This window comes from Arthrobacter sp. YN, assembly GCF_002224285.1.
Lineage (GTDB): Bacteria > Actinomycetota > Actinomycetes > Actinomycetales > Micrococcaceae > Arthrobacter.
In genome coordinates this window covers 1,267,102-1,291,218 of sequence record NZ_CP022436.1, presented here as the reverse complement: position 1 = coordinate 1,291,218, position 24,117 = coordinate 1,267,102, and the positions used below count along the sequence as shown (strand labels likewise).

General features: G+C 63.6%; 21 protein-coding genes and 2 pseudogenes. 8 read left to right on the top strand and 15 right to left on the bottom strand.

What is annotated here, in order from left to right:
* Positions 1-3: 3 nt before the first annotated feature.
* Positions 4-741, bottom strand: coding sequence for an ANTAR domain-containing response regulator (locus CGK93_RS05955; RefSeq protein WP_089594028.1), 738 nt, complete (start codon positions 739-741; stop codon positions 4-6).
* A gap of 266 nt (positions 742-1,007) precedes the next feature.
* Between CGK93_RS05955 and CGK93_RS24010 the strand changes: the two genes are divergently transcribed.
* Positions 1,008-1,412, top strand: coding sequence for a hypothetical protein (locus CGK93_RS24010; RefSeq protein WP_232481556.1), 405 nt, complete (start codon positions 1,008-1,010; stop codon positions 1,410-1,412).
* Here the strand turns inward: CGK93_RS24010 and CGK93_RS05945 are convergent.
* The 4 genes from CGK93_RS05945 to CGK93_RS05930 are packed head-to-tail and all read right to left on the bottom strand — an operon-like array spanning position 1,409 to position 5,344.
* Positions 1,409-2,431: a LacI family DNA-binding transcriptional regulator gene (locus CGK93_RS05945; RefSeq protein ID WP_089597232.1), complete on the bottom strand. Its 1,023-nt coding sequence runs from the start codon at positions 2,429-2,431 to the stop codon at positions 1,409-1,411. The genes CGK93_RS24010 and CGK93_RS05945 overlap by 4 nt on opposite strands.
* 23 nt (positions 2,432-2,454) lie before the next feature.
* Positions 2,455-3,201: a cupin domain-containing protein gene (locus CGK93_RS05940; RefSeq protein ID WP_089594027.1), complete on the bottom strand. Its 747-nt coding sequence runs from the start codon at positions 3,199-3,201 to the stop codon at positions 2,455-2,457.
* Between the two features lies 1 nt (position 3,202).
* On the bottom strand, positions 3,203-4,210 hold the full coding sequence (locus CGK93_RS05935; RefSeq protein ID WP_089594026.1) for a PmoA family protein: 1,008 nt from the start codon (positions 4,208-4,210) through the stop codon (positions 3,203-3,205).
* Between the two features lie 27 nt (positions 4,211-4,237).
* Complete coding sequence (locus tag CGK93_RS05930) at positions 4,238-5,344, bottom strand: Gfo/Idh/MocA family protein (RefSeq protein WP_089594025.1); 1,107 nt, start codon at positions 5,342-5,344, stop codon at positions 4,238-4,240.
* A gap of 203 nt (positions 5,345-5,547) precedes the next feature.
* Here CGK93_RS05930 and CGK93_RS05925 point away from each other — a divergent pair, with 203 nt between their 5' ends.
* Together CGK93_RS05925 and CGK93_RS05920 are read left to right on the top strand one after the other, a co-directional pair.
* The gene (locus CGK93_RS05925; RefSeq protein ID WP_089594024.1) at positions 5,548-7,905 is read left to right on the top strand and encodes a glycoside hydrolase family 3 N-terminal domain-containing protein; all 2,358 of its coding nucleotides are present in this window, start codon (positions 5,548-5,550) and stop codon (positions 7,903-7,905) included.
* 149 nt (positions 7,906-8,054) lie between these two features.
* On the top strand, positions 8,055-8,555 hold the full coding sequence (locus CGK93_RS05920; protein WP_089594023.1) for a GNAT family N-acetyltransferase: 501 nt from the start codon (positions 8,055-8,057) through the stop codon (positions 8,553-8,555).
* A 122-nt stretch (positions 8,556-8,677) separates the two neighbouring features.
* Here the strand turns inward: CGK93_RS05920 and CGK93_RS05915 are convergent, their stop codons facing one another.
* The 3 genes from CGK93_RS05915 to CGK93_RS05905 form a co-directional block, all read right to left on the bottom strand.
* Positions 8,678-9,244: an SDR family NAD(P)-dependent oxidoreductase gene (locus CGK93_RS05915; protein ID WP_157731621.1), complete on the bottom strand. Its 567-nt coding sequence runs from the start codon at positions 9,242-9,244 to the stop codon at positions 8,678-8,680.
* A 118-nt stretch (positions 9,245-9,362) separates the two neighbouring features.
* Positions 9,363-10,058, bottom strand: a complete 696-nt coding sequence (locus CGK93_RS05910) for a hypothetical protein (RefSeq protein ID WP_089594021.1) — start codon at positions 10,056-10,058, stop codon at positions 9,363-9,365.
* Between the two features lie 54 nt (positions 10,059-10,112).
* Positions 10,113-10,595, bottom strand: a complete 483-nt coding sequence (locus CGK93_RS05905; RefSeq protein WP_232481555.1) for a hypothetical protein — start codon at positions 10,593-10,595, stop codon at positions 10,113-10,115.
* Between the two features lie 143 nt (positions 10,596-10,738).
* Between CGK93_RS05905 and CGK93_RS05900 the strand changes: the two genes are divergently transcribed.
* From CGK93_RS05900 to CGK93_RS05885, 4 genes and pseudogenes are all read left to right on the top strand, one after another.
* Entirely contained in the window at positions 10,739-11,170 is a 432-nt protein-coding gene (locus CGK93_RS05900; RefSeq protein WP_089594020.1) for a VOC family protein, read from the top strand.
* A complete protein-coding gene (locus CGK93_RS05895) occupies positions 11,167-11,661 on the top strand; it encodes a DinB family protein (RefSeq protein WP_089594019.1) in 495 nt (164 codons plus the stop codon). Before CGK93_RS05900 ends, CGK93_RS05895 begins: the two co-directional genes overlap by 4 nt.
* 43 nt (positions 11,662-11,704) lie before the next feature.
* Positions 11,705-13,590: pseudogene (locus CGK93_RS05890) on the top strand (DUF222 domain-containing protein).
* Between the two features lie 551 nt (positions 13,591-14,141).
* On the top strand, positions 14,142-15,479 hold the full coding sequence (locus tag CGK93_RS05885; RefSeq protein WP_089594018.1) for an amidohydrolase family protein: 1,338 nt from the start codon (positions 14,142-14,144) through the stop codon (positions 15,477-15,479).
* Here the strand turns inward: CGK93_RS05885 and CGK93_RS05880 are convergent.
* The 6 genes and pseudogenes from CGK93_RS05880 to CGK93_RS05860 form a co-directional block, all read right to left on the bottom strand.
* Complete coding sequence (locus tag CGK93_RS05880; protein ID WP_089594017.1) at positions 15,476-16,198, bottom strand: YesL family protein; 723 nt, start codon at positions 16,196-16,198, stop codon at positions 15,476-15,478. The genes CGK93_RS05885 and CGK93_RS05880 overlap by 4 nt on opposite strands.
* Before the next feature lie 8 nt (positions 16,199-16,206).
* Positions 16,207-17,871, bottom strand: coding sequence for an ABC transporter substrate-binding protein (locus CGK93_RS05875; protein ID WP_089594016.1), 1,665 nt, complete (start codon positions 17,869-17,871; stop codon positions 16,207-16,209).
* Positions 17,872-17,876: 5 nt separating this feature from the next.
* Positions 17,877-18,746 (bottom strand): carbohydrate ABC transporter permease, encoded by an 870-nt coding sequence (locus CGK93_RS05870; RefSeq protein ID WP_089597228.1) that lies wholly within the window; start codon positions 18,744-18,746, stop codon positions 17,877-17,879.
* A 56-nt stretch (positions 18,747-18,802) separates the two neighbouring features.
* Complete coding sequence (locus CGK93_RS05865) at positions 18,803-19,783, bottom strand: ABC transporter permease (protein WP_089594015.1); 981 nt, start codon at positions 19,781-19,783, stop codon at positions 18,803-18,805.
* A complete protein-coding gene (locus CGK93_RS24005; protein WP_232481634.1) occupies positions 19,783-19,947 on the bottom strand; it encodes a Beta-galactosidase C-terminal domain in 165 nt (54 codons plus the stop codon). Before CGK93_RS24005 ends, CGK93_RS05865 begins: the two co-directional genes overlap by 1 nt.
* 144 nt (positions 19,948-20,091) lie before the next feature.
* Positions 20,092-21,728, bottom strand: a pseudogene (locus CGK93_RS05860) (beta-galactosidase); the annotation flags it as partial.
* Between the two features lie 503 nt (positions 21,729-22,231).
* Here CGK93_RS05860 and CGK93_RS05855 point away from each other — a divergent pair.
* Positions 22,232-22,984: an ArsR/SmtB family transcription factor gene (locus CGK93_RS05855; RefSeq protein ID WP_089597226.1), complete on the top strand. Its 753-nt coding sequence runs from the start codon at positions 22,232-22,234 to the stop codon at positions 22,982-22,984.
* 70 nt (positions 22,985-23,054) lie between these two features.
* On the opposite strand, the gene CGK93_RS05850 is transcribed toward CGK93_RS05855, so the two are convergent.
* On the bottom strand, positions 23,055-24,047 hold the full coding sequence (locus CGK93_RS05850; RefSeq protein WP_089594014.1) for a nucleoside hydrolase: 993 nt from the start codon (positions 24,045-24,047) through the stop codon (positions 23,055-23,057).
* Positions 24,048-24,117: the final 70 nt, after the last annotated feature.

Sequence of the window (24,117 nt, the reverse complement as noted above, 5' to 3'; positions counted from 1 at the left end):
GGCCTACTCCTCGAAGTGCGTGGTGATCTTCCCGGACGAGACGGCCGCGATGATCGACTTCGCCAGGTGCCGCAGCTTGATGTTGCGGTTGCTGGAGGCGGTGCGAAGGATGGTGAAGGCTTCTTCCTGGCTGCACTTGTTCTGCGCCATGATCGCTCCGACGGCGAGGTCGATCACGGTGCGGGACTCCATGGCGGCTGCGAGGTCGTTCCGGGCGTCGCTGAGTTGCGCGATCTTCAACGCGAGACGCAGCGATTTGGAGGCATGGGAAGCAAAGACCTCGGCTCGTTCCAAGTCGGACTCGCTGAACGCGTTGCTTCGCTCCGAATAGAGGTTCAGGGCCGCCCTAGTGTCGCCCTCCACTAAGAGTGGAACGCTGAGGATGGAGCGCAAGCCTTGGTGTGAGGCAGCTTCGACATATTCCGGCCAGCGGTGTTCACGCAGCAGGTCCGGCACCAGGACAGCGGTCAGCTTATCCATGGCCGTGAGACAGGGACCTTCAAAGTCGTTTTGAAGTTGGTCCATCACGCGGGCGCGGTCGTCACTGCTGGCCGCGGTGGCCGACTTCTTACGGCGCAAAACGGTGATCCCGCAGAAGACGGTGGAGTCAGGATGCGAGAGACTCTGGGCCGAGAAAGCCGCCAGATCGGCGAGAAAAGCTTCGACATCTTCGCTGCCCAGGACTAGATCCAAAAAGTATCCATTCTGGAGAGCTTCCTGCTCAGGGCGGGGGTTGACCATGCACGTTCCTACTGACTGAAATGCGTCCCCAGCAGACAGCAAAGGAGCGAAAAGGGCCGCCCTCTGCAAAACGGTCTGGCAATACCTTATCGTCCAACGATCAACGGTACAAAGTGCAGCTCGAAAGGTCTTGACCTGCGGTTACGCAACCCGCGAGTAGCTATCTTGTCAACCCCGGCAAGGGTTTCGCATCACCAAAGAAGTAAGTAGGCTTACTATGCAAGCCGGCCTGGCTAACCAGGCCTTTCATGCAAAGGAGTCACACGATGGGCGTAGAAGACAGCATCCGCAAGACCGCCGAGAACGCCATGGAAGATCTGGCCGGCACGTCCGATCCCGTAGACAACGGCCGCGTCCCCGAGCCCGGCGACAAAGACGACGACATCCAGGTCCACTCGTCCATCAGCGAAGGATCCAACGCCATGGACTCGGAGGTGCCAAGCGGCAACGGCGGAGCGGCTCGCCATCGCGCGGACGGCGCGCCCGACGGCGGACGGGACTTCAGCGACCAGCGGGACGGCGCCGGGGCTCAGCAGGAGGACGGAAACACCCCCGCCGCCTCAGGCGTGGTTTCCGGCCCGGCAGGACTGCCAGAGAATGATCCCGACGACCTCCGCGCGGACCCCTCCGAAGGCGGCGCGGATCCGTCGACGAGCATGGGCAGGAGCTAGGCAGCCGGCGCCGCCGTCGAGCCCCTCACCACTAATTCCGTGCCGAGCTCGATGCGCTGCGGCAGCTCCTCGTCACCCTCAAGGTGGCGGAGGAGCGCGCGCATGGCGGTTTCAGCCATCTGCACCACAGGCTGGCGGATGGTGGTGAGGCCGGGTTCGATCCATTCCGCAGCAGGGATGTCGTCGAAGCCGATGATGGAGAGGTCCTCGGGAATTCGCAGTCCGGCAGAGCGCGCGGCACGGTAAGCGCCGAGGGCCTGGGCGTCGTTGCCGGTGAAGATCGCGGTGGGCTTCTCCGCCAGGGAAAGCAAAGCCTCGGTCCCCCGCGCCCCGGACTCAGTGGAGAAGTCGCCGGGCACCATGAGCGCAGGATCGGACTCGATTCCGCCTCGCCGCAGAGCCGCCAGGTACCCGTCTTCGCGGGCACTGCTGCACTGCAGATCCTCACGGCCGCCGATCATGCCGATCCGCTTGTGGCCAAGCTTCAACAGGTGCTCGGTAGCCGAGAACGCACCGTCCCAGTTGGCCGCACCCACAGTCATGAGGTCCGGTCCCGGTTGCCCCACGGGGTCGATCAGGATCACCGGAATGCCGAGCGACTTGATGCGCTGGATCTGCTTCGAGTCCAGTTCGTACACGGCGAGCAGCACGCCGTCGGACTTTCGCTCCGCAAGGTTCGCCAGCCACGGGCGGATCCTGGACCCATCCAGCGACAAGCTGCTGACCACGGTCCCGTACCCGGCTTCCTGGGCCACGCGCTCCACACCTTCGATGATCTCGCACGCCCATTCCGAGCCCATGCCCGGGAACACGAGGTCAATGAGCCCGGCCTTCTTGCTGCGCTTGGCGGGGCGTCGGGCGTAGTCGCGCTTGGCGATGATTTCTTCAACCCGTGCGCGGGTGGCCGCCGCGACATGGGCATGGCCGTTGAGGACCTTGGAAACCGTGGGCACGGAAACGCCGGCCTCCCGGGCGATCTCGCTGATCGTCGCCCGTCCCGAGTCCTGCTTGGTTACCATGGTCCCCACCTTCCGGCCGGGAATCACGTCCCGGCGATGACAGTTTCGGAAAGTTCCCACGCTTGGATCCGGCCGCACATGCCGTAAATCCTGCGGGTTTTCCGTTCGCCCATCGTAGTCCTCGCGTCCTGCATGTAGAAACTTTCCATGGACTCAAGAGACAGCAACTGCTGACCGGTAACGGTGGCCTGGCGCTCCGCGCCGTCGGCGAGGTACCCGCGCCACGTCCCGGTTTTCCCGTTCACCAATCGGGCAGCGGCCGCGTGAAAATCGGCGAGCGCAGCGGCCCCGTATTTTTGGACTGCCGTTTTCAACTCCAGATAACCCTCCAAAGCCAGGTCACGACGACGGCGCGCGGCCGCCTCCGCAGCCGCGTCACCGCCGTCGGCGTTCTTGGACGGCAGTGACGCAAAGCGTGCGTAAGTGTCGTGATCCACCAAGTGCCTGGGCGGGAAGGTCATGACGGCGTCGCCATTTTCGGGCAGCCCGGCGTTCTGCATCACCACCAGCACCTTGAGGTCGCCGGAGTCGTTGATGGCGCGATGCACCGTACCCGGCGTAAACCAGACCACCGTCCCGGGCGCCAGCGGTGTGGAGGTGAACCCGCGGGAATCCAGCGTCTCCAGCCGACCGAGACCCTGCTGCACCACGTACGCCTCCGTGGACGCAGTATGCAGATGCGGGGAGCCGCCGGCCGCGCCATCCAGTCCGGGCCAATCGTAAATACTGACCTCGGACACTGCAGTGGCGCCCGGGAACGATGTGCACATCTCAGGCCCAGGCATCCAACGCAGCTTTGGCAGCGTCGGCCAGAGCTGTGGCCTTTTGGTCTTCCAGCGCCCCGTCAGCAATCACGACGGCATACCGGTACGTCAGCGGCTGGCCCTCCTTAAGCGGGACTACTTCGCTGAAGAACGGTGCGGATCCGAGGCAGGCGAACATGGACGAACGGGCGAACCACTGGTTGGACGCACCCGGGTTGGCCTGGTCCTCGACGAACAGGATGCTGGACTTCCGGCAGGTGACATCGTGCTGGCCGGTGAAGGCGATCCACGGTGAGCGGGTGCCCATGAATTCGTCGGCGCCGGTTCCTGCTTCGGAGCGGAACTCGCCGCCGGTGAAGGACCGGGGTCCGCGCCAGAACAGGCCGCCATACCCTGCGTTGTCGCGGCCCTCGGTGGTGGGGCTGCCGATGCCGATCTCCGCACCGGAGACATTCTCCATAGTGGTTTCGAAGAGGAGGGCCCAGGCGTTTCCGGTGGGGAGCAATTGGATGGCGAAACGGCGTTGTTCCCTGATGAGGGGTGCGCCGGACTGCCCGGACGCGGACGGCTGCGCTGGCTCGGATTTGGCAGGCTGTGCAGTCCACAGCAGCGACTCCGCTGCGGTGATGGAGGTGCCGGCATCTTCAATGCTGGTGAAGGCCTCATGGTTCATGGCCCCGTTGTTGTCCAGGTTCGAGTAGCCGGTCTCGCGGGTGTAGGTGGCTCCGCCCCAGAAGTTGTGCTCGCCCACGTTCGGCAGCGCCCAGGAAAGACCCTTGTGCCACACGTGATCCCATGGTCTGGCAATGGTGACCTCGTCACCCTCCAACGTGGTGAGTGGGTGGAAGAAGGGGCGGGGGCTTTCGTACTGGTCGTCCGTGGGGCGGTATGTGTAGGTGGCGATGTCCTGGGCCCCGACGGTGAAGGTCAGGGAACTGCCGTCGTCGGTGTAGCTGATGGTTTCGGTCAGGGCTGTGTTGGTCAGGGCTGTGTTGGGCTGGGCTGTGGTGGTCATGTGGGATCTCCGGTTCGGGTGTGGGTATCAGGCGCGGGCTGTGGCAGTCAGGACACGGGTTCCGCGGCCTTCACCGTCCATGCCCTCATAGAAAGCGTGGCCGGGGACGATGTCCCCGCGTCGCACGGGTTGGCCGGTAAATGCCGAAGCGTAAATCGCGGCAGCGAACTCCAGTGTTTGCCGCGCAGAGTCCGCGTCGGCTGGGAGCGGTAATCCGGCGTCGAGCGCTTCATACATCGCGAGGAACTGGGCGGAATGTCCGCTGCCCCGCTCCAACGGATTAGCGCTCCATGCTGCAGATACGGCGTCTTCGTGCCCGGGTGCCGCGGTGATGGTCCAGTCCTTGGTGCCGTAGCCGTAGAGGTGGCTGAGTTCGATGGTGGCGAATTCACAGTCGACCCGGATGTCCGAGGTCTCGCGCGGCGAGAGCAGCGAGTTGATGACGGTGGCGGCGGCGCCGTTCTCGAAGCGGACCAAGGCGGCGGAGAAGTCTTCGGTGGACGTGGCGCGGGCTTGCCGTGATGCGATGGCGGTGACCTCTTCCCACGGACCGAGCAGGTGGAGGAGAAGATCGAACTGGTGGATGCCGTGGCCCATGGTGGGTCCGCCGCCCTCCGCCTTCCAGGTGCCGCGCCAGGGGAGGTCGAAGTACTCGTCGGGCCGGTACCAGAGGGTGTCGCAGCGGGCTACGAGCGGCCGGCCAAAATCGCTGCCGCCGATCAGGGCACGGGCCGCGGCGGAAGCGTCACCGAAGCGGTGTTGGAAGACGCACGAGAACTGGGCGCCGCCCTTGGCTTGTGCGTCATTGAGGCGATCGAAGTCAGCCAGGCTGAGCGCCGGCGGCTTCTCGGAGAGGACATGGACGCCGGCTTCGAGGCACTCGATGGCTTGGTCGATGTGCATCATGGGCGGCGTGCAGAGGTGCACGATGTCAGGTTTCGACTCCGCCAGGAGCTCGGTGAGGTTCTGGTAGCGGCCGGCAATGCCATGGTCATCAGCGAAGGTATGCAGGCGGGCCTCATCCACGTCGCACGCGGCCACCAACTCCGCCCGGTTGTCGGTGCGGGCCAGGTTGGACGCGTGGACTGCCGCGATCCCGCCAGTACCAACAATGGCCACTCTGTACTTGTGCATGGTTCTCCGATTGGCTTGGATTCATTTCCGAAAGTTTCTTATTTGCCTGCGGGGTAGATGTCGTCTTCTGGCGCGCTACTCCCGCTTCAGTGCTCAACGCTATGAAGACCCCACAGATGAAGTCAAGGGTTTTTGACTATGGAAAGTAATTGGATATTTCTGATAGTTTCTAAAAATCATCTGCAGAATCCAAGGAGAAGCCTGTGAGCACCGGCGCCGCCGATCAGCAATCACTAGCCCGCGTTCCGGCGTCGGACGTCGTAGAGCACCTCATCCGCGAAATGACACTGGAGGAGAAGCTCGCCCAGCTGGTGGGCGTGTGGGTCAATGCCTCCACCGACGGTGATTCCGTGGCTCCGCTGCAAAGCCAGATGGCGGGAGACGCCCGCTCCTGGGACGACATCATCGCCGACGGACTCGGCCAGATCACGCGCATGTACGGCACCGTTCCCGTGGAACCGGCCGAGGGTGCGCGCCGACTGGCGGCCGCGCAGGAGCAGATCATCGCCGCGTCCCGCTTCGGCATCCCCGCGCAGGTCCACGAGGAGTGCTTGGCCGGCCTGGCCGCGTGGAAGGCCACCGCCTTCCCCGTTCCGCTCGCCTGGGGCGCCACGTTCAACCCGCCCCTGGTGCGGGAGATGGCGGCCCGGATCGGCGCGAGCATGCGGTCCTTGGGCGTCCATCAGGGCCTGGCCCCCGTGCTGGACGTGGTGCGCGATCTCCGCTGGGGGCGTGTGGAAGAGACCATCGGCGAAGACCCGTATCTGGTGGGAACCGTGGCCACCGCGTACGTGCAGGGCTTGGAATCGGCCGGCATCGTCGCCACCCTGAAACACTTCGTGGGCTACTCAGCTTCCCAGGCCGGCCGTAACCACGCTCCCGTGTCCATGGGCCCCCGCGAACTCGCCGACGTCATGCTGCCGCCGTTTGAAATGGCAATCCGCCACGGCGGTCCCCGCTCGGTGATGCACGCTTATACCGACGTCGACGGCGTACCGGCCGCCGCGAACCGCGCCCTGTTGACCGGGCTGCTTCGTGAGGAGTGGGGTTTCACCGGGACCGTGGTGGCTGACTACTTCGGCGTCGCGTTCCTGGACGTCACGCATGGCGTGGCCGCAGATTCCGGTGACGCCGCAGTGCTGGCCCTGAGTGCCGGCGTCGACGTTGAACTGCCCACCGTGAACTGCTTCGGCGAGCCACTGCTGCGTCGCATCCGCGAGGGTGCGCTGGACGAATCCGTGGTGGACGATGCCCTGCGCCGGGTCCTGACGCAGAAGGCGGAGGTTGGGTTGTTGTCGCCGGACTTTTCTGCTGTCCCGGCCGTGCTTTCCGAGGCTCCGTCCGGTCAGATTGACCTGGATCCTGCTCCGAACCGCTCGCTGGCGCGACAATTGGCGGCTCAGTCCCTGGTGCTGCTGAGCAACCGGGAGTTCGACGGCGCTCCGGCGCTGCCGCTCAGTCCGACGGGTTCGCTGGGTGTTGTGGGGCCCTTGGCCGACGATCCCTTCGCGATGCTTGGCTGTTATTCCTTTGACGCGCATGTTGGAGCCTCACATCCGGACGTGCCGATGGGCATTTCGGTTCCCTCCGTGGCCGGCGTTGCTTCTGGACGGTTCGACTCAGTGGCCACGTCGGTCACCGGAAACTGCGAGGCGGCCACCGAGGAGCAGATCGCCGAAGCCTGCCGGGTGGCATCTTCCGTGGACACGTGCGTGGTGGTGGTGGGCGACAACGCAGGCCTGTTCGGCCGGGGCACTTCGGGCGAAGGAAACGACGCCGCCGACCTCCGCCTTCCCGGCGACCAGCACCAAATGCTGGACCGCATTCTCGCTGCGTGCGCAGATTCCGGGACACTGGCCGTAGTGGTGGTCCTCAGCGGGCGACCCTACGCGCTGGGTGACTTCGTGGACCGTGCCGACGCGATCGTCCAAGGATTCTTCCCCGGCGAAGAGGGCGGCGAAGCGCTCTGGGACGTCCTCACCGGCGTCGTCAATCCGTCCGGAAAACTACCCGTCTCCGTGCCGCGATCCCCCGGCGGCCAGCCCGGCACGTACCTGCATTCGAAGCTCGCTGGGCCCAGCGGGGTGAGTGCGCTGGACCCCTCGCCACTGTTCGGTTTCGGACACGGCTTGTCCTATACGGCGTTTGAGTTGTCGGACCACCAATGCAGCGCGCCCACCATGTCGACGTCGGACTCGGTCACCGTGAGCTGTACGGTCACGAACACTGGATCCCGTAGTGGCGCCGAGGTTGTCCAGCTTTACCTGGAAGATCCGGTGGGCGAAGTGGTCCGTCCCCTCCGCGAGCTGATCGGCTACGCGCGCGTCGAGCTGGAAGCCGGCGCGTCCGCCGTCGTGGATTTTGTGGTTCATGCGGACCGCACGTCCTTCACGGGGTTGGACCTTCAACGCGTGGTGACGCCAGGGCTGGTGAAGTTGCACGTCTCGACGTCCAGCACTGCTGATTCCCACACGCATGAGGTGATCCTGCACGGGCCGCGCCGCGTGGTGGGGTTCGAGCGGGAGATGCTGACGCCGGTGGAGGTGCGGCACTCGGCCTGACGGGGCAGCCTCTTTCTGCTGGCCCGTACCGCCACCACCCACTTTGAACTCCAAAGGGCTCTCATGCAGCCAAAAGTGGTTGCGTTACGGGGCCGCTAAGTTGAAAGTGGGTGGGGAAGGCGCGACCCCACGACGGGTAGGATTCTGGGATGCTCCCCCACCCCACGCCACGGTTGCGCTTCCGCCAGATGACGATGGCTGACCTCGATGCGATGAGCTTGATGCTGGGTGATCCAGACGTGATGACCTACTACCCCGCTCCCAAAACCCGCGACGAAGCGGCTGCCTGGATCGAGTGGAACCAGGCGAACTACGCCCGCCACGGGTACGGGCTGTGGATCGTTGAAACGCACGACGGCGATTTCGTGGGCGACTGCGGGCTGACCTGGCAACAGGTCAACGGGCGGTCCGAACTTGAGGTCGGCTACCACGTCCGCCGTGAGCTTCAGGGCAACGGGTATGCCTCGGAAGCTGCGTTGGCGTGCCTGGATTTCGCGCGGGACGTGGTGGGGGTTGGTCTGCTCGTGGCCATCGTCCACCCGGACAATGCGGCATCACGCCGAGTAGCTGAGCGGCTGGGGATGCGGCACCTCGAGGACGACACCGAGGGGCCGGCTGTTCGGACCGTGATGGGCGTGGAGCTGGGCTAATTCGCGTACCGTCCCCACCCACTTTGGCTGCAGGAAGGTCCAAAATCAGTCGATATGGGTTGCAAATCGGCCTAGCCGTGGTCAAAGAAGGTCATGAAGGCACAGCCTGATGTTGGGCGGCGCTACCAGGCGAGGTCGGCCGCTCCGAGTGAGACGAAACGTGGCGACATGCGGTCGCCGGAATTAACCAGTTCCCGCAGGGCTCGGGCCGCGACCCGCGGATCCTTGGAGGCATCCGCCTGCCCCATCTCCGTGGCCAGCTTGCCCGGGTGAACCGCCCAGCAGCGCACCCTGCCAGCGAGGTCGTGAGCGAGGGAAATGGTCAGCATGTTCTGCGCAGCCTTGGAGATTTTGTACGCGTAGCTCGTAGAGAGCTCCGCGTAGTCACCCCGTGCCTGCGCCGCCATCGAACCCAGCCGGGACGTGACGTTGATGATCACCGGATCCGGTGCGGCCAGCAGGTTCGGCAGGATGGCCTGCACCAGACGCAGGGGTCCAGCGACGTTGACGTCGACGGCGTTGAGAACGCCTTCCGCTGCTATGTCACCGAGTTCGGCGTGCTGAGCCCCCTGGGCAGCATTGTTGATAAGTACGTCAACGGATCTGCCCCGATGGTTGACAGCAGCTCGTCGGATGGCTGGTGCCGAACATCGTGGGTGACTGCAGTGACATGCTGCCGGTCGGCCCACGCGGTGGATGTCCTTGTGATCGCGACAACCGCCCAACCGGCGTCGGAGAATTCCTCCACCAACGACTTCCCCAGACCGCGGCTGGCACCTGTAATGACGGCGAGCCTTCTGCGTGCCGTCAAGCGAACCGCACGTCCGTGTCCGGGTCCGGGTCCTTGCGGGAATCCAGCATGCTGATGATCTTGCTCTCGAGCGCGGCAACCGTCGCCTCCGGGAGGACGATCAGGCCGTCGAGTTCCTTGCGGGCGCGCTTGTACGCGGTTTGCCGTTCGGCGGGGGTAGCGGCGGTGTCCTCCGCGATGCGCAAGAGCTTCCTCGCTGTGGCCAGTCGTTGGCGTTCGGGGCCGCTGAAGTTGCCGTCCTTGATGCGCCGGGCCTCCCGCTCGGCGACATCGAAAGCGAGTTCGTAGCTGTGGACGGCGGCACGGTACTCAGCCAGCCGGGCCGGCGTCGAAATCTCTTCAGGGGTGGCGGGCCGTAAGCCGTCGGCCTCTTTCTTGGCGCGTAGGAACGCGACCGTGAGCGGCTCGCGCACGTCGGTCATGAGGGGGAAGTCAATAAGGTTGCCGACGTCGAGCTCGTAATCAAGCCATCTGTGGTTCACCGAATCATGCGCGTCAATCAGCGAGACTACCTCGGCCTGGTTGGCCTCCTCGTGCACCGCCAACTGGTTCTTCAACTTCAGCAATTCAACCTTGCGGCGGTGCCGTTCCTCGCTTGCTTTCGACCACGACCTCGCCCAGCCACCAGCCATGCCGCCGATAGGGAAAATGAGCCACCAGTAACTGCCAAGGAAGTCGAAGAGGGGTTCCACTGCTCCATCCTCCCACCGGCTCGGACCGGGGCTCAACAGGACTGGCCAAGTTGGCTACTTTGTGATGGTCAGTGGCTTCATCGGTTCCGCACAAGAGGCTCTCTCAAGCTCGGCCTCACCCTGGTCCGCCCGGTTGTTCGTGCCCGTGTCATCGCACCAGTCGACGCCATAGGGCTCGGCCTTCACAGCCATGACACCCGGAGCCGCCCGCAATGGGACATCAACCGTGACCGTGAACCCACCTGCATCAGTCATGGGAGCGGTGGTGTTGAGGACGTCTTCTCCGGAAGCGTCCGTCAAGACGACTCGAACCTGCGCGTTGGCTCCATAACGGGGATTGCATGTGGCCTCCGGCGCCGATACCGTCACCACGTCACCCGGCCTGGCCGACGAAGGGGTCACTTGATAGTCGGGAGGCATGCACGGCAGCGAACCCAAGGAAGGGCTACACCCGGCGGCCCCCAGCGTGAGGAAAAGCGCCGATGCCAGCATCCATGACTCAGTGCTGCGGGACTTGGGCTGCGCTGGTTTGGCCATGCCTTCATTGTTGACGCTCCCGGCAATCAGCGGACACGGTCGGCATCGAATGGCACCCGAATCGTTGCACGGCTCCGCCAGCGTTGGCGCACCAACCGCCCCAGGCGAGTGCCGCCGTCGTACCCTCCCGCTAGGCTTCCCCTATGGACCAGCGACTGCACTTCATTACGTTCGCCACCAGGGATCTCGACGCCGCGCGCGCCTTCTATAAGGACGGGCTCGGCTGGGATCCGACCATGGACGTTCCCGGCGAGATCCTTTTCTTCCAGATCGCGCCAGGGCTGATGCTCGGCCTGTTCGACGCCGAAAAGTTCGACCAGGACCTCGGCGCCACTGCTCAAACGGCAGGAGTCAGCGGCGTGACACTCTCACACAACGTCGGCAGTCCCGAGGAAGTCGCCAGCACCATCGATGCCTTGGTGGCAGCGGGCGCGACGGTTTTGAAGCCGGCGCAGGCAGGCGCGTTTGGCGGCATCTTCCACGGCCACGTCAAGGATCCGAACGGCATCGTCTGGGAGATCGCCCATAACCCCGGCTGGCGAATCAACGACGACGGCACGGTGGTTTTCGGATGAGCGCCCTCCCACATGCCTTCACTGAGGACGTCATCAACCAGGACGCCCGGACCCAGTTCGATACGTTCCTGGACGAGCACCGCAGGGCCCTCAACGAATGCCTCGATGGACTCACTGAAGAACAAGCACGACGGCGGCTGGTGGCCTCGCGCACCACGCTCCTGGGTCTGGTGAAACACGCCACCTTCGTGGAAAAGGTGTGGTTCGACGAAGCCATCACGTGCAGGTCGCGGGCAGAGATCGGCATCCCCGCGACGCCGGACGCGTCGTTCATCCTGGACGATGACGACACCATTGCCAGCATCCAGGCGGCTCACCGGGAGGCTTGCTCGGCATCCAGGCAGGCGGCCGCCCCCTTGGGCCTCGACGACCTTGTACTCGGGAACCGCCGCGGCCCGCTCCCCCTCCGCTGGGTGTACCTGCACATGCTCCGCGAGCTCGCCCAGCACTGCGGGCACGCGGATATTTTGCGGGAGCAGATCACCCGATAGCCGGCACCCTAAAAATGTCAGACCCCCCTGACATGCTTGATTCATGGGAGCAATCGGGCAGATATTGGCAAGGCGGGCAGGTTCGCCCCGCAGCCATGCGCTGCTTCGTCAAAGAGCCCTCATATCCCTCAACGGGCCTGCTCGGGTCCCGGCATTCAAGCTCCCGACGGCGGTAGGCCCGGCTGCGGATACCTCCAGCAGCACTGGGCTGCTTCTCGGTCTGAGTCCGAAGGTGCGGTCCTCGGAGTCGGGCTACACTGGCGGCGTGAGCTCCGCAGACGCTGCTCCGGGCTTGCGTGTGGTTCCGGTTGCGGACATCAAACGCGCGGCTGGCTTTGTCGATGCGGGCCAACCCTCTCCCGGCGTCGTGGACATACCTCTTGCGCAGGCCGGTGCAATCCTGACATCCCTTCGCGAATCCCTCATTCACAAAACCCGGTTGTTTGGGTTCGAGGACGCAGCGGATTTTGCCGGCGAAGTGGAGGAGATCGCCCGGTCGGTGGAGTACTTGCAGGTGGTCGCGGCGCAGGCTGTGGAACGGACCCGGACGGAAGCACTAACGGCCGGTCCGGGGTCCTCGGCAGCAGCACCGGAATGGCGGACCGGCTGGACGGACCCGGTGCCGGGAACCGACACCGTGGCAGTTTCCGATGGTGAAGCATGCTCCACACCTCCCGCGGGTGGAGATGGTTCCGTGCCGGGAACAGGACCAGCCCGTTGGGCTTCGGCCGCTAAGGCCAGCGTTCTGGATGACGGGTACCGGAACGCGGCGCAGTTCCTGCGGGCACGGTTGCGGATCAACATCGGCGAGGCCAAACGCAGGCTCGCCCTCGCCCCCGACGTCCTCCCCCAGACAGGCATCGCCGGGCAGGAGATCCCGGCCCGCCGCGAAATACTAGCCCAAGCGGTTGGTTCCGCGCTGGTGTCTTCCCGTTCGGCGTCGATCATCAGCGCCGCCCTGGACAAAGTCCGGCACCTCACCGACGAGGACACCCTCACCCGGATGGAACACGCCCTCACCACCACCGCGGTCGAAACCGACCCCGACTTCGTCACCAAAATGGCCAAACGCTGGATCGACGTCATCGACCACGACGGCCCCGAACCCACCGAAGAAATCCTCCGCCAACTCCAAGGCGTGTTCCTCCGCCGCCGACGCCGCCACGGACTCCACCACCTCGAAATCTTCGCCACCGACGAACAATACGAAATCCTCACCACCGCCATGAACGTCGCCACCAACCCACGCCTCACCACCACCGGAACCGATACCGATACCGATCAGACGGTCCCCGCCGGCCCGGACCTGGACCGACGCACCCGGCCACAGAAACTCCTCAACGGCCTCACCAGCGCCTGCAGCCTCGCCATGCGCACAGAAAAACTACCCTCCAACGGCGGCCTCCCAGCCCAACTCACCGTCACCATCGGCTACCAAGAACTCCTCAAACAAGTCCACAACCACCAACAACACAACCAACACAGCACCGGCACCGGCACCGGCACCGGCACCGGCACGTTCAGCGGACCGATGCACCCGAACACCATCCGCAAAATCGCCTGCGACGCCGAGATCATCCCCGTCCTGCTCGGCAGCAACTCCCGCGTCCTGGACATCGGCCGCACCACCCGGACCTTCCCACCCCACATCCGAAAAGCCATCACCGCCCGCGACCAAGGATGCGCCTTCCCCGACTGCACCATGCCCGCACCCTGGTGCGAAGCACACCACACCACCTACTGGTCCCACGGCGGCACCACATCAACAGACAACGGCACCCTGCTCTGCAGCCACCACCACCACCTCATCCACAAAGAACAATGGCGCATCGACATGAAAACCGGCGTCCCCTGGTTCATCCCCCACCCCACATCGACCCAACCCAAACACCCCGACGCAACCACCACCACACACCCCAGAGAACCTAAAGGGTGTTGCTCGGGATGCGCCGCGGGCTTGGGTGAGAGTGAACTTTGGGGTCGGAATATTGGGAGGGCCACCCGACACTTTGTTCGCTTCCGGGCCGCTTCCCCGTGCCCGCGATATGCGACCTCCGACTTGCAAATACCGGTGCGGTGCCCAGCGCCGAACACTGCCCGCGACCTGTGACTTTCAAACAGCGGCGCGTACACAGTGCCGACTCCTCCGGCGTAAACCGTCAGCCGTCTACGCCGCCACGGTGACCTCACCTCCACCAACGCCAGCAGCGGCCTGGAGTTCAGGCACAGCAGTAGACCGGCAGGGCGCCGACGAACAACATCAGCCGCACACTGGTGGGGATCAGCGCGAAACCCGCAATGAAGGCAGCCCCACGTCCCCGACAGTTGTTTCCACGCCTTGGCATACCAAGCAGGCAAATCACCTCGGTAAAATACAACTATTGCTTGCATCACACCCCAAACCTGAGGCATTCTGGAATACCAAATGCTCAGCCGCAGCCACGCAGCGGCCCAGCAGCTCGTTCCCCAGGAGTCCAACAATGTGCCTTCACGATCACACCTCAGCACCCACGCCCCAGGGTGAGTTGCCCCGCCGGGGAATCCTCGCCGGAGCTGCAGCACTGGCCGGGATCTCCGTGGCCGGCATCGCCGCGCAGTTGGCATCAGCGCCAGCCGCCCTCGCGGACAACACGCAGTCGGGCCCGAACTACCCCGGACGTCCGTTGACCACCCAGGCGCTCATTATTGAGGGCGGAACAGTGGTGGATCCAAAGACAGGCGATGCTGTGGCAGATGGCGTGGTGGTGCTCGACGGCGGCAAGGTCACCGCCGTCGGCACCCGGGACGAAACACGCAAGGCTGTTGCCGGCGTCGCGAACCGTGCCCGTAGGCTCAACGCCTCGGGTAAATGGGTCCTTCCAGGACTCGTCGATGCCCACGTCCACGCCAACGCACTGGCAGACGCCCGCGCCCTCCTGCAAGGCGGAGCCACCAGCGTACGGAGCGGTTCGAGCACTTTCTATCAGGACATTGCTCTCGCCGCGCTGCCGTCGTGGGCTCCTGGGCTCTCGCCCAGGATGACTCCGGCGGGGCTGTTTATCTCACCGGACCAGGGAGACTCCCTCCTGGCGGATCCGGACTTGGCACCTTTGGCCACCCTCAGCGGTGGTGTTACGGAGCCGCAGGACCTCGCGTACCTGACCCGCATCAACCTCAAGCGCGGCGCCGAGGTCATCAAAACCCGCGCCAACCCACGGGCTGGCCTTCCCGAGCAGGATCCGCGTGAGTTGGTCTACAACGTGGACCAGCTCGGAGCGATCGTCAAGGCAGCCAAGGGTGCCGGCGTCCTCTGCCACGCCTACAGCGCCGAAGGAATCGACGGCGCCGTCCGCGCCGGGGTTCGCAGTATCGAGCATGGCGTCTTCATGACGGAAAAGACCATCCACGAGATGGCCCGGCGCGGCACCTTCTTCACACCCACCATGGACGCCATCACCAGCATGGCCCGCTCCTCCAACCCAATCCTGGCCGCACGCGGAACGGAGTACACGCCCATCCTTCAGGCCGCGGTGCGCGCAGCCAAGGACGCTGGAGTCACGATTGTGGCCGGCACCGATTCCTTCGGCACGGACGTGACGCCGATCGGCACGGAGGCGCGCTTGCTCGCGGAAGCCGGGCTGACCCCCTTGGAAGCATTGCAGGCAGCCACCACCAATGCGGCGCGTTTGCTGGGACGCGGCGACAGCGTCGGTCGCTTGGTTCGCGGTTCCTTGGCCGACGTCGTGGTGGTGGATTCGGATCCCCTGACCGATGGCTCGGCCCTGGAAAAGGTCAGCACGGTGATCGCCCAAGGTGCCGTGGTCCGGACGAACCTCTAGCCCACCGGGGAGTATCCGCCCGGGGAACCTGCTGGGCTGGCAGCCACCGAAACGGTGAACTTTTCCTCCACCAACGCCAGCAGCGGTCGGGAATTCAGGCACAACAGGTAGACCATCAGGCCGCCGACAAACAACATCAGCCACACGCTGGTAGAGATCAGCACGAAGCCCGTGATGAAGAGGATCCCCACGTTCCCGAGCGCTACCCGTTTCCGGACACCAATGCTGTAGATGGACAGCCGGTAGATGTCCACGGTGCGGAAATCGAAGCGGGCGAGCAACAACATCGCGTGCAGGGCAGCCGTGCTCACCAGGAGGCCAAGCCCCACCAGCCCGATCCGGGCAGCAACCGCTTCAAGGTTGCTGCCCGGCAGGCTGGAGAGGTTCGCGGCGATGACTGCAAGGAGGGCGGCGTAGGGCAGCCAGACCGCCAATGCCTGTCCAAAATTGCCCCGATAGGACTTCACGAAGTCGTGGAACACGCCCGTTTCCTCTCCGGTGAGAAGCCGATTGAAGGCGTAGCAGGAAGCCACCACAGAAGGACCCATCAGCACGAACCCCAACAACGCCACAGGACCCACGATCCCAGCCAGCAAAGGCATGAGCACCACCAGCGCATTGGCCAGCACCAGCAAAGCCCCACCCACCATGACGCCGTACACCACGCCCGCCGCCTTGAACAGCGGGCCGGACCCGTACTGTGCCTCCTTCGTAGCCATCAGAAGAGCTACTTCTTGTCCGCGTACGCTTTGTACGCCTTGTTCGCCAACTCCACGTATTTCGTCTGGCCCTTGCTGTCGAGTTCCTTCACGTAGGCGTCGAACTCGCCCAGAGCGCGCTGCCCAGTGATGAACTTAAGGGTGTTCTGCTTGACGTGGTCCTTGAGGGGCGTCAGCGCAAGAGTCGCCTGCTCCCGGTCGATGTCGTTGAACGGTACGGGCGGGGGCACGGGGCGTGGCTTCTTGGACTTCATGGCTTCCTGGAACGCCAACTCCTCGTCGTTGAACGTGGACTGCAGCAGTTCCGTGGCGCCGCCGTAGGCGAAGTTGCCGCCGGAGAATCCGTACTCCACCCGGAGGTCCTTGGTGCCGGCGGGATTGAGGCCCTGGAAGTTGATGTCGGATGCGAGTTGGCGCTTGCCGCCGGACTTGGTGAAGGTGGTTCCTTCCACGCCCCACTTGCTGAACTCCTGACCGGCGTCGCTGTAGAACAACCAGTCGATGTACTGGATGAGTGCCACGAAACTGTCTTTGTCCTTCACGGACGAGTTCAGCATGATGCCGTTCTCCAACCGGGTGCCACCGATGATGTCGCCGGCCGGGCCACCGGGAACCGTGATCTTGCCGATCTCAAAGTTGCCCTTGCCCAGGGACTGCTCCATGGACGTGCGGTAGGTGATGACGTTCTGCGAATTGGCACTGATGACGAACGACTTGCCGGACACGAATTTCTGGATGGCGGAGTCGTCGGTCTGGGTGAAGCTTTCAGGGTCCATCAGGCCCTCGGACACCAGGGAGTTGAAGTACGTCACCAGGTCCTTGAACTTGTCCGAGCCGGCGGCGAAGCCGAACTCCTTCTTGTCTTCATCGAACTGCAGGCCGTCCACCAATCCCCATCCGGCCACGGTCCCGAAGGCCGCACTGGCGATGTTCAGGACACTGTCGCCCTTGAACCGATCGGAGTAGGGCACCACGTCCGGGTAGGCCTTCTTCAGCGAGCGCAGCACGTCACGGAATTCGTCCCAGGTAGTCGGCTCGGAAAGGCCTTCCTTCTTCAGCACATCCTTGCGGAAGCACAGCGAGTAGTCGGGCCAGAGTTCCTCGTGGAGGCCGGGCAGGACGTAGTACTTACCGTCTTCCTGGGTCAGTCCTTCAATCTCAGGCTCCAGCTTCCACTTCTTCACCTTTTCCTGGAAGTGCGGCATCAGGTCCACGTAGTCGCTTACGGGCAGGACGGCTCCGGCGGAAACGAACGCTGCTTCCTGCCCGGGGTAGGTCTTGGCGATGATTTCCGGGGCGCTGCCGGAGCTGATGAGCAGGCTGCGCTTCTGCTCGTAGTCGCTGTTGGGCACGATGGTGGGTTCCAAGGTGACGTTGTTGTCGCTGGCCATCTTGGTGAACAGCAGCCAGTCCTTCTTGTACGGGTAGGTTGGCTGGTCGGAGAACAGGAACGTGAACGTGAGCGGCACCGTCGCCTTGAACGTGTCACCAACGCCGAAGCTGTCCATCGCACCGTTGCGGGACTTGGACGTGTCCACCTTCTCGGTGGTTTCGGCGTCGCAACTGGTCAGCATGAGTCCGATAGTGACAACGGAGGCGAGTCCAAGGAAATCGCGCCTACGGAATTCTGGTCTGCGGAGCTCGGGTTTGTGGATCATTGGATGTCCTTTCATAAGGGTTATTCCTTGACGGAACCGAGCATGACGCCCGAGAAGAAGTACTTCTGCACGAAGGGGTAGACGCACAGGATGGGGATGACGGTCAGGACGATGGTGACCGACTGGATGTTGGCGGCGATCTGGCCGACGTTCTCCGCTGTTCCGCCGGCTGAGCCCGCGGTGGTGACTCCGGCGATCATGTTGCGCAGGTAGATGGTGACCGGGAAGAGGTCCGGGTTGTCGAGGTAGAGGAAGGCCTGGAACCAGGAGTTCCAGTTGGCTACGGCGTAGAACAGGATCATGGTGGCCACGATCGCCTTGCTGAGCGGCAGCACAACCCGGAACAGCACCCCGTACTGGGTGAGTCCATCAATCGACGCTGCTTCCTCCAGTTCGCGGGGCATGTTCTCGAAGAAGGACTTCATGATGAGCAGGTTGAAGACGCTGATGGCGTTCGGCAGCACGACGGCCCAGATGGAGTCCCGCATTCCCAGGGAACTGATGAGCACGTAGTTGGGAATCAGCCCACCGTTGAAGAACATCGTGAACACGGCCAGGCCTATGAAGACGCTGCGTCCTTTGAGGTCCTTCTTGGCGATGGCGTAGGCGAAGGAAGTGGTGAGAACCATGGAGATGGCCGTTGCCACCACGGTGTACAGGACGGTGTTGCCGTAGTTGTTCCAGAAGGTGGAGTCGGCCAGGATCAGCTTGTATGTCTCGGTATTGAAGCCCATCGGGAACAGATTGACTTGCCCCGCGTTGATGAACCCTTCGCTGGAGAACGATTGCGCAATGATGTTCAGGAACGGATACACCGTCAGGAACACCACCAGCAGCAGGAAGACCAGGTTGAACGCCCGGAAGATCCGCATGGCGCGTGAGACTTTCATGTCCTTCACCAGGACGCCTTGGGCGGCGCCGCCCTTGCTGGCAGTAGCTGTCTTGTTCACCACAGGCTCGTTCCTGCGAGGCGCTTTGAGATCGCGTTCGCTGAGAGGATCAGCGTGAGGCCGATGACGGATTCGAACATTCCGATGGCGGCCGCATAGCTGAAGTTGCTGGATTCCAGGCCCACCCGGTACAGGTAGGTGGAGATGACGTCTGAGGTTGCGTAGTTGAGCGGGTTGTAGATGAGCAGGATCTTCTCGAAACCCACCGCCATGAACGTGCCGATGTTCAGGATCAAGAGGGTGATGATGGTTGGCCTGATGGCTGGGAGAGTCACGTGCCAGGTCTGCTGCCAACGGTTGGCGCCGTCGATCCTGGCCGCTTCATAGAGCGATTCGTCCACGCGCGTCAGTGCGGCAAGGTAGAGGATGGCGCCCCAGCCCATGGTCTGCCAGACCTCGGAGCTGATGTACATGGGCCTGAACCAGCCCGGGTCCTGCGTGATATTCACGGTGGTTCCGAACAACGACTCCGCTATTTGGTTCACGGTGCCGGTCATGGAGAAGTTCTGCAGGATCATGCCGGCGATGATCACCACGGACATGAAGTGCGGCAGGTAGGCCACGGTCTGGACGAACTTCTTGAACTTCTGCGACCTCAGCTCGTTGAGCATCAGCGCGAAGATGATGGGCATCGGGAAGCAGAACACCAGGGTCAGGACACCAAGGATGATGGTGTTCTGGAAGGCCTGCCAGAAGCTGGGATCGTTGATGAACAGGGTGATGTATTTGAACCCCACCCACTTCTCGCCGAAGATGCTGCCTCCGGGCTGGAACTGGCGGAAAGCGATGACATTGCCGGCCATGGGAAGGTATCTGAAAATCAGGAGATACAGCAGGGGCAGGGCCAGCAGCGTGTACAGGCGCCAGTCGCGTTTGAGCGCCAGTTTCCAGCTTCCAGGCTTGTTGCGCCGCTTCTTCGCCGAGCCCGGTTCGGGGCCCGCGACCGCCTTGGGCGGAACATCCAGTCGTAATGCCATCAGTCCGCCGCCCGTCCTGCAGATTCGTCCAGAATTTCGTCCAGAATGAGGACACCGTTGGCAGGGAGCTCAACCAGACCGGTGACCGCGCGTCCGCTGAGGCGGTCCGTGCCGCCGTCGAGCACGTCCACGCTGGACGGTGCGTCGTTGTGGTTGAGCACCATGAGGAAGCTTTTGTTGGTGCCGTCAGCGGCAGTGGAGGCACGACGGCGGACCTGGACTCCCGCGGGCGCCTTCAGTTCCGGCTCCACACCAGCCGCGCGGAGTTGGTCCTCGAGGAGCTGGTTCAGCAAGTCCTCGTCAACGCGTGCCGACACGTACAGTGCAGTGCCCAAACCAAAGGAATTGCTGGTGACGGCCGGAGCGCCGGCGAGGCGGCCCGAGGAATAGCTGGCCAGGACCTCCGCCGATTCGGCGTGCAAATGCTCAGTCCAGTAGCTCGCGGAGGAGGTGCCGCCGTCGGGCGTTGAGAGCTTTACTTGCTCATCCGCGCCGGAAAGCGGGTGCATTTCCTCACTCCAGGCTCCCAGCACATTCCTCAACGCGCCCGGGTAGCCGCCCAGCCGGATGGTGTTGTCCTGGTCCACGATGCCCGAAAGGTAGGAGACCACCAGCCGTCCACCGTCGGCCACGTAGTTTTCACACCGGGAAGCAGCGGAGTCGGTGAGGAGGTACGACGCCGGCATGATCACCACGCTGTACCCGGAAAGGTCGCTGTTGGCATTGACGAAATCCACGGTGATGTTAGCTTCGAACAGGGGGCGGTAGAACCGCAGGACTTCCTGCGCATAGTTCAGGTCCGACCTCGGCGAGTTGCCGAGCTCCAACGCCCACCAGCTGTCCCAGTCGAAGACGATGGCCACCTTGGCTGTAGACCGTGTGCCCGTCAGGTCGCCGAGGGACTTCAGTTCATTGCCGAGCTGGCACACTTCCCGGAAGATCCGGGTGTTCGGGCCGGCATGGTTCACCATGGCCGAGTGGTAGCGCTCGGTTCCGCCCTTGGCCTGCCGCCACTGGAAGAACAAGATGGAATCAGCGCCCTGCGCTATGGCCTGGTACGAGCCGAGGCGCATCTTGCCCGGAAGCTTGGAGACGTTGACGGACCATTGGCTGACCGCGCCGGTGGCTTGCTCCATCACCATCCATGGCTGGCCGTGGCGGAGTGAACGCATGAGGTCGAAATTCAGAGCTGCCGCAATGTGGGCGTCTTCTTCACGAGGATCCGGGTAGATGTCCAGCGCTGCGGCGTCTTCCTCAGCGGCCCAGGCCCAGTAGTCGTTGGTCTTGTAGAAGCGCATGAAGTTGGTGAGGATCGGCAGGTCCGGGCTGTGGCGGCGAAGGACATCCCGCTCGGCCTTGAAATGTTCCAGCATGCTGTCCGAGGTGAAACGGTGGAAGTCCAGGCGGCGTGACGGGTTGGACCACGTGCGGGGTTGGGCGGGGACACGGACCTGGTTCCAGTCAGAGTAGAGCTGGCCCCACACCGCGGTGCTCCAGGCTTGGTTGAGCTCATCCAGCGACGGGTACTTTCGCTGCAGCCATTCCCGGAACGCCTTCTCAGCCCACGGACCGTAGGACACCGGACCGTATTCGTTGCCAACGTGCCACATCCGCAGCGCAGGGTGGCTGGCGTAGCGCTCCCCATTTTTTCGGCCAGAGCAAGTGACTTGGCCCGGTACACAGGGTGGGAAACGTCGAAGTGCTGCCTGGAACCGAAGCCAAAAATGCTGCCGTCGGGGCGCTCCGGCATGATGTCCGGGTGCTGCTCCACGAGCCAGGCCGGCGGCACGGCATCCGGTGTTGCCAGGTCCACTCCGATGCCGTGCGAGTGCATCAGGTCCATGACGTCGTCCAGCCAGCCAAAGTCGAAGACGTTGTCACTGGTTTCCAGCCGGCTCCAGGAGAAGACCGCCAAGGTCACCAGGTTTACCCCGGCCTGCTGCATGAGTTTTGCGTCCTCGAGCCACACGTCGCGCGGCCATTGCTCGGGGTTGTAATCCCCGCCGTAGGCTATGCCGCCTATTCGTTGGTGCAGTTGCTGCAGCCGCGCCTCGGCTGTCCGCAAGTCCTCAGGGTGGATGGTCATCGTTGTCCTTCACTTGGCCTTCGTCGCCCCACATCGCAGTGCGACGCACATCACAGAGAGAAACTATCGTAAAGTTTACGCAATAACAACAGGTTGGTATCGGAAACCCGCGAGTAATAAGGAGAGCGCAAATTCCGGATAAGACCGCCGACTTGAGGGTGTTTCGGAGCGGTAGATCGCAGTCGTAGCGGGCGTAAACGCATGACAGAGCGAGGAAGTTTCCGATGAATTATGGAAACTATCGGACGCTGAAGCCGGGTCGAAGCACCCATGCCAGGTGGGCAGCTAGCGCGCCGGAGGCATGCCGAGGTCGCTGCCATCAACCGTTGACACGTGACCAAATGGTCACCTATTCTGAAACCATGGACACCGTGTTCAAGGCCTTGGCGGACCCCACCCGCAGGGAATTGCTGGACGAACTGTTCCGCGAGGATGGCCAGTCCGCGTCCGCCTTGGGAGCCCGGTTCGAGATGACCCGCTTCGGCATCGCCAAGCACCTCAAGCTGCTGGAAGATGCGGGATTGGTGGTCACCCGCCGTCGGGGTCGCGAAAAGCTGCACTTCCTGAACCCGGTACCCATCCGCCTCATCCACGATCGTTGGGTGAGTAAATACGCAGAACCATGGGCCGCTGCCCTCAGCGACCTCAAATCCAGATTGGAAAGTCCCATGGAAAAGATCTTCGAGATTTATATCAAGACCACTCCGGAACGGCTCTGGGAAGCCATCACCGACAGCGAGATCCGCAGCAAGTACCAGTTCGGAAACACTTTCACCTCGGACTGGACGCCCGGAAGCCGCTTCGAGATGCACAACGTCAACGCTGACGCACCGCTAGGCGAGGGCGAGAACATCGAAGTCGATCCCCCGCGACGCCTCGTCCAGACCATGCGTGCGCTGTGGGGCGAGGATGTGAAGGCCGAGGGAACGTCGCGGATCACCTGGGAGATTGAACCCGTGGGAGACTCCTGCCACCTCACCGTCACGCACGATCAGCTCCGCGAAGGCGCCAACGACCAACTCTACGGCGGCTGGCCCATGATCCTCTCCGGCCTTAAGACCTGGCTTGAAACCGGCGAAAAGCTCACCACACCCGGCTCGCTCATGTACACGTAGCCGGTTTAAACGCGGACGACGACGGCGGGCTGTAGCCGCCGTCGTCGTCGATACCCCAGTCTCCCGCCTGTCAGGCGACGGGCACAGTCTCCTGCTCTTCAGAGAGCCAGGCCGCCTGCAAAGTACCAAGCAGGTGCGGTGCGAAGTCTTCGCCAATTTCCATGACTACCCGGCAGCGTGCCCCGCGCTGTTTCGGGAAGCCGGCGTACTGTCCGCGGAGATCGCACACTGTCTGGCCGCGACCGGGTCCGTCAGTGGTGTCCACCTGGATGCGAACGGTGGGAGCCAGTGTCAGCTCCACTCCCCTGACGGCGATGGCCGCGGCGAGGGGATCGTGCATCGCCGAGCATGCCCGGCCGAAGATGTCGACGTAAAAGCCGAAGTAGTAGCCGAGCATTTCTCCCAGCGCCTGCGACACCGGGTGCTCGGTGGCCAGCAACTCCTGGCGGTGGTTTTCCTCCAAGACGTTGGTCATGGTGACGTCCAGGGGTACCAGGGTGACGTTCCAGTCGGCGGCCAGCACCTCGGCAGCGGCCTCGGGATCGTTGGCGATGTTGGCCTCGGCCACCGGCGTAATGTTCCCCGGGGCCAGTGCTGCGCCGCCCATGATGGTGACCTCGGCAATGAGCTCTGGCAGCGTGGGTTCCAGGCGCAGCGCCTCGGCGATGTTGGTCAGCGGGCCGATGGCCACCAAGCGCAACTCCCCGGCGTACTGGTGGGCCAGCTGGACCAACAGTTCCGCAGCGGTGGCTTTCACCGGTTCACGGTCAGACTGGACCAAGTCCACGCCGCCGATGCCGTTGTCGCCATGGACGTGCGGTGCCCCGCCGTGGAACGTACCCACTTGCGGATCGTGCGCACCGACAGCCACCGGAATGTCCGGGTGGCCGGCCAAATTCAGCAGATCCAAGGTGTTCCGGGCGCCGCCTGCTGCACTGACGTTGCCACTGACCGTGCCGATTCCTACCAGGTCAGCCCGCGGAGAGGCCAGGAGGTAGGCGAGGGCGAGGGCGTCGTCGATGCCGGTATCGCAGTCAAGGAAGAAGGGTGCGGACTGGGTCATGATGGTCTCTCGTTTCAGGATGGAGCGGGTCTTGAGGCGGGCGGGGTGAAGCTCTGGTGCCTGGCACGCT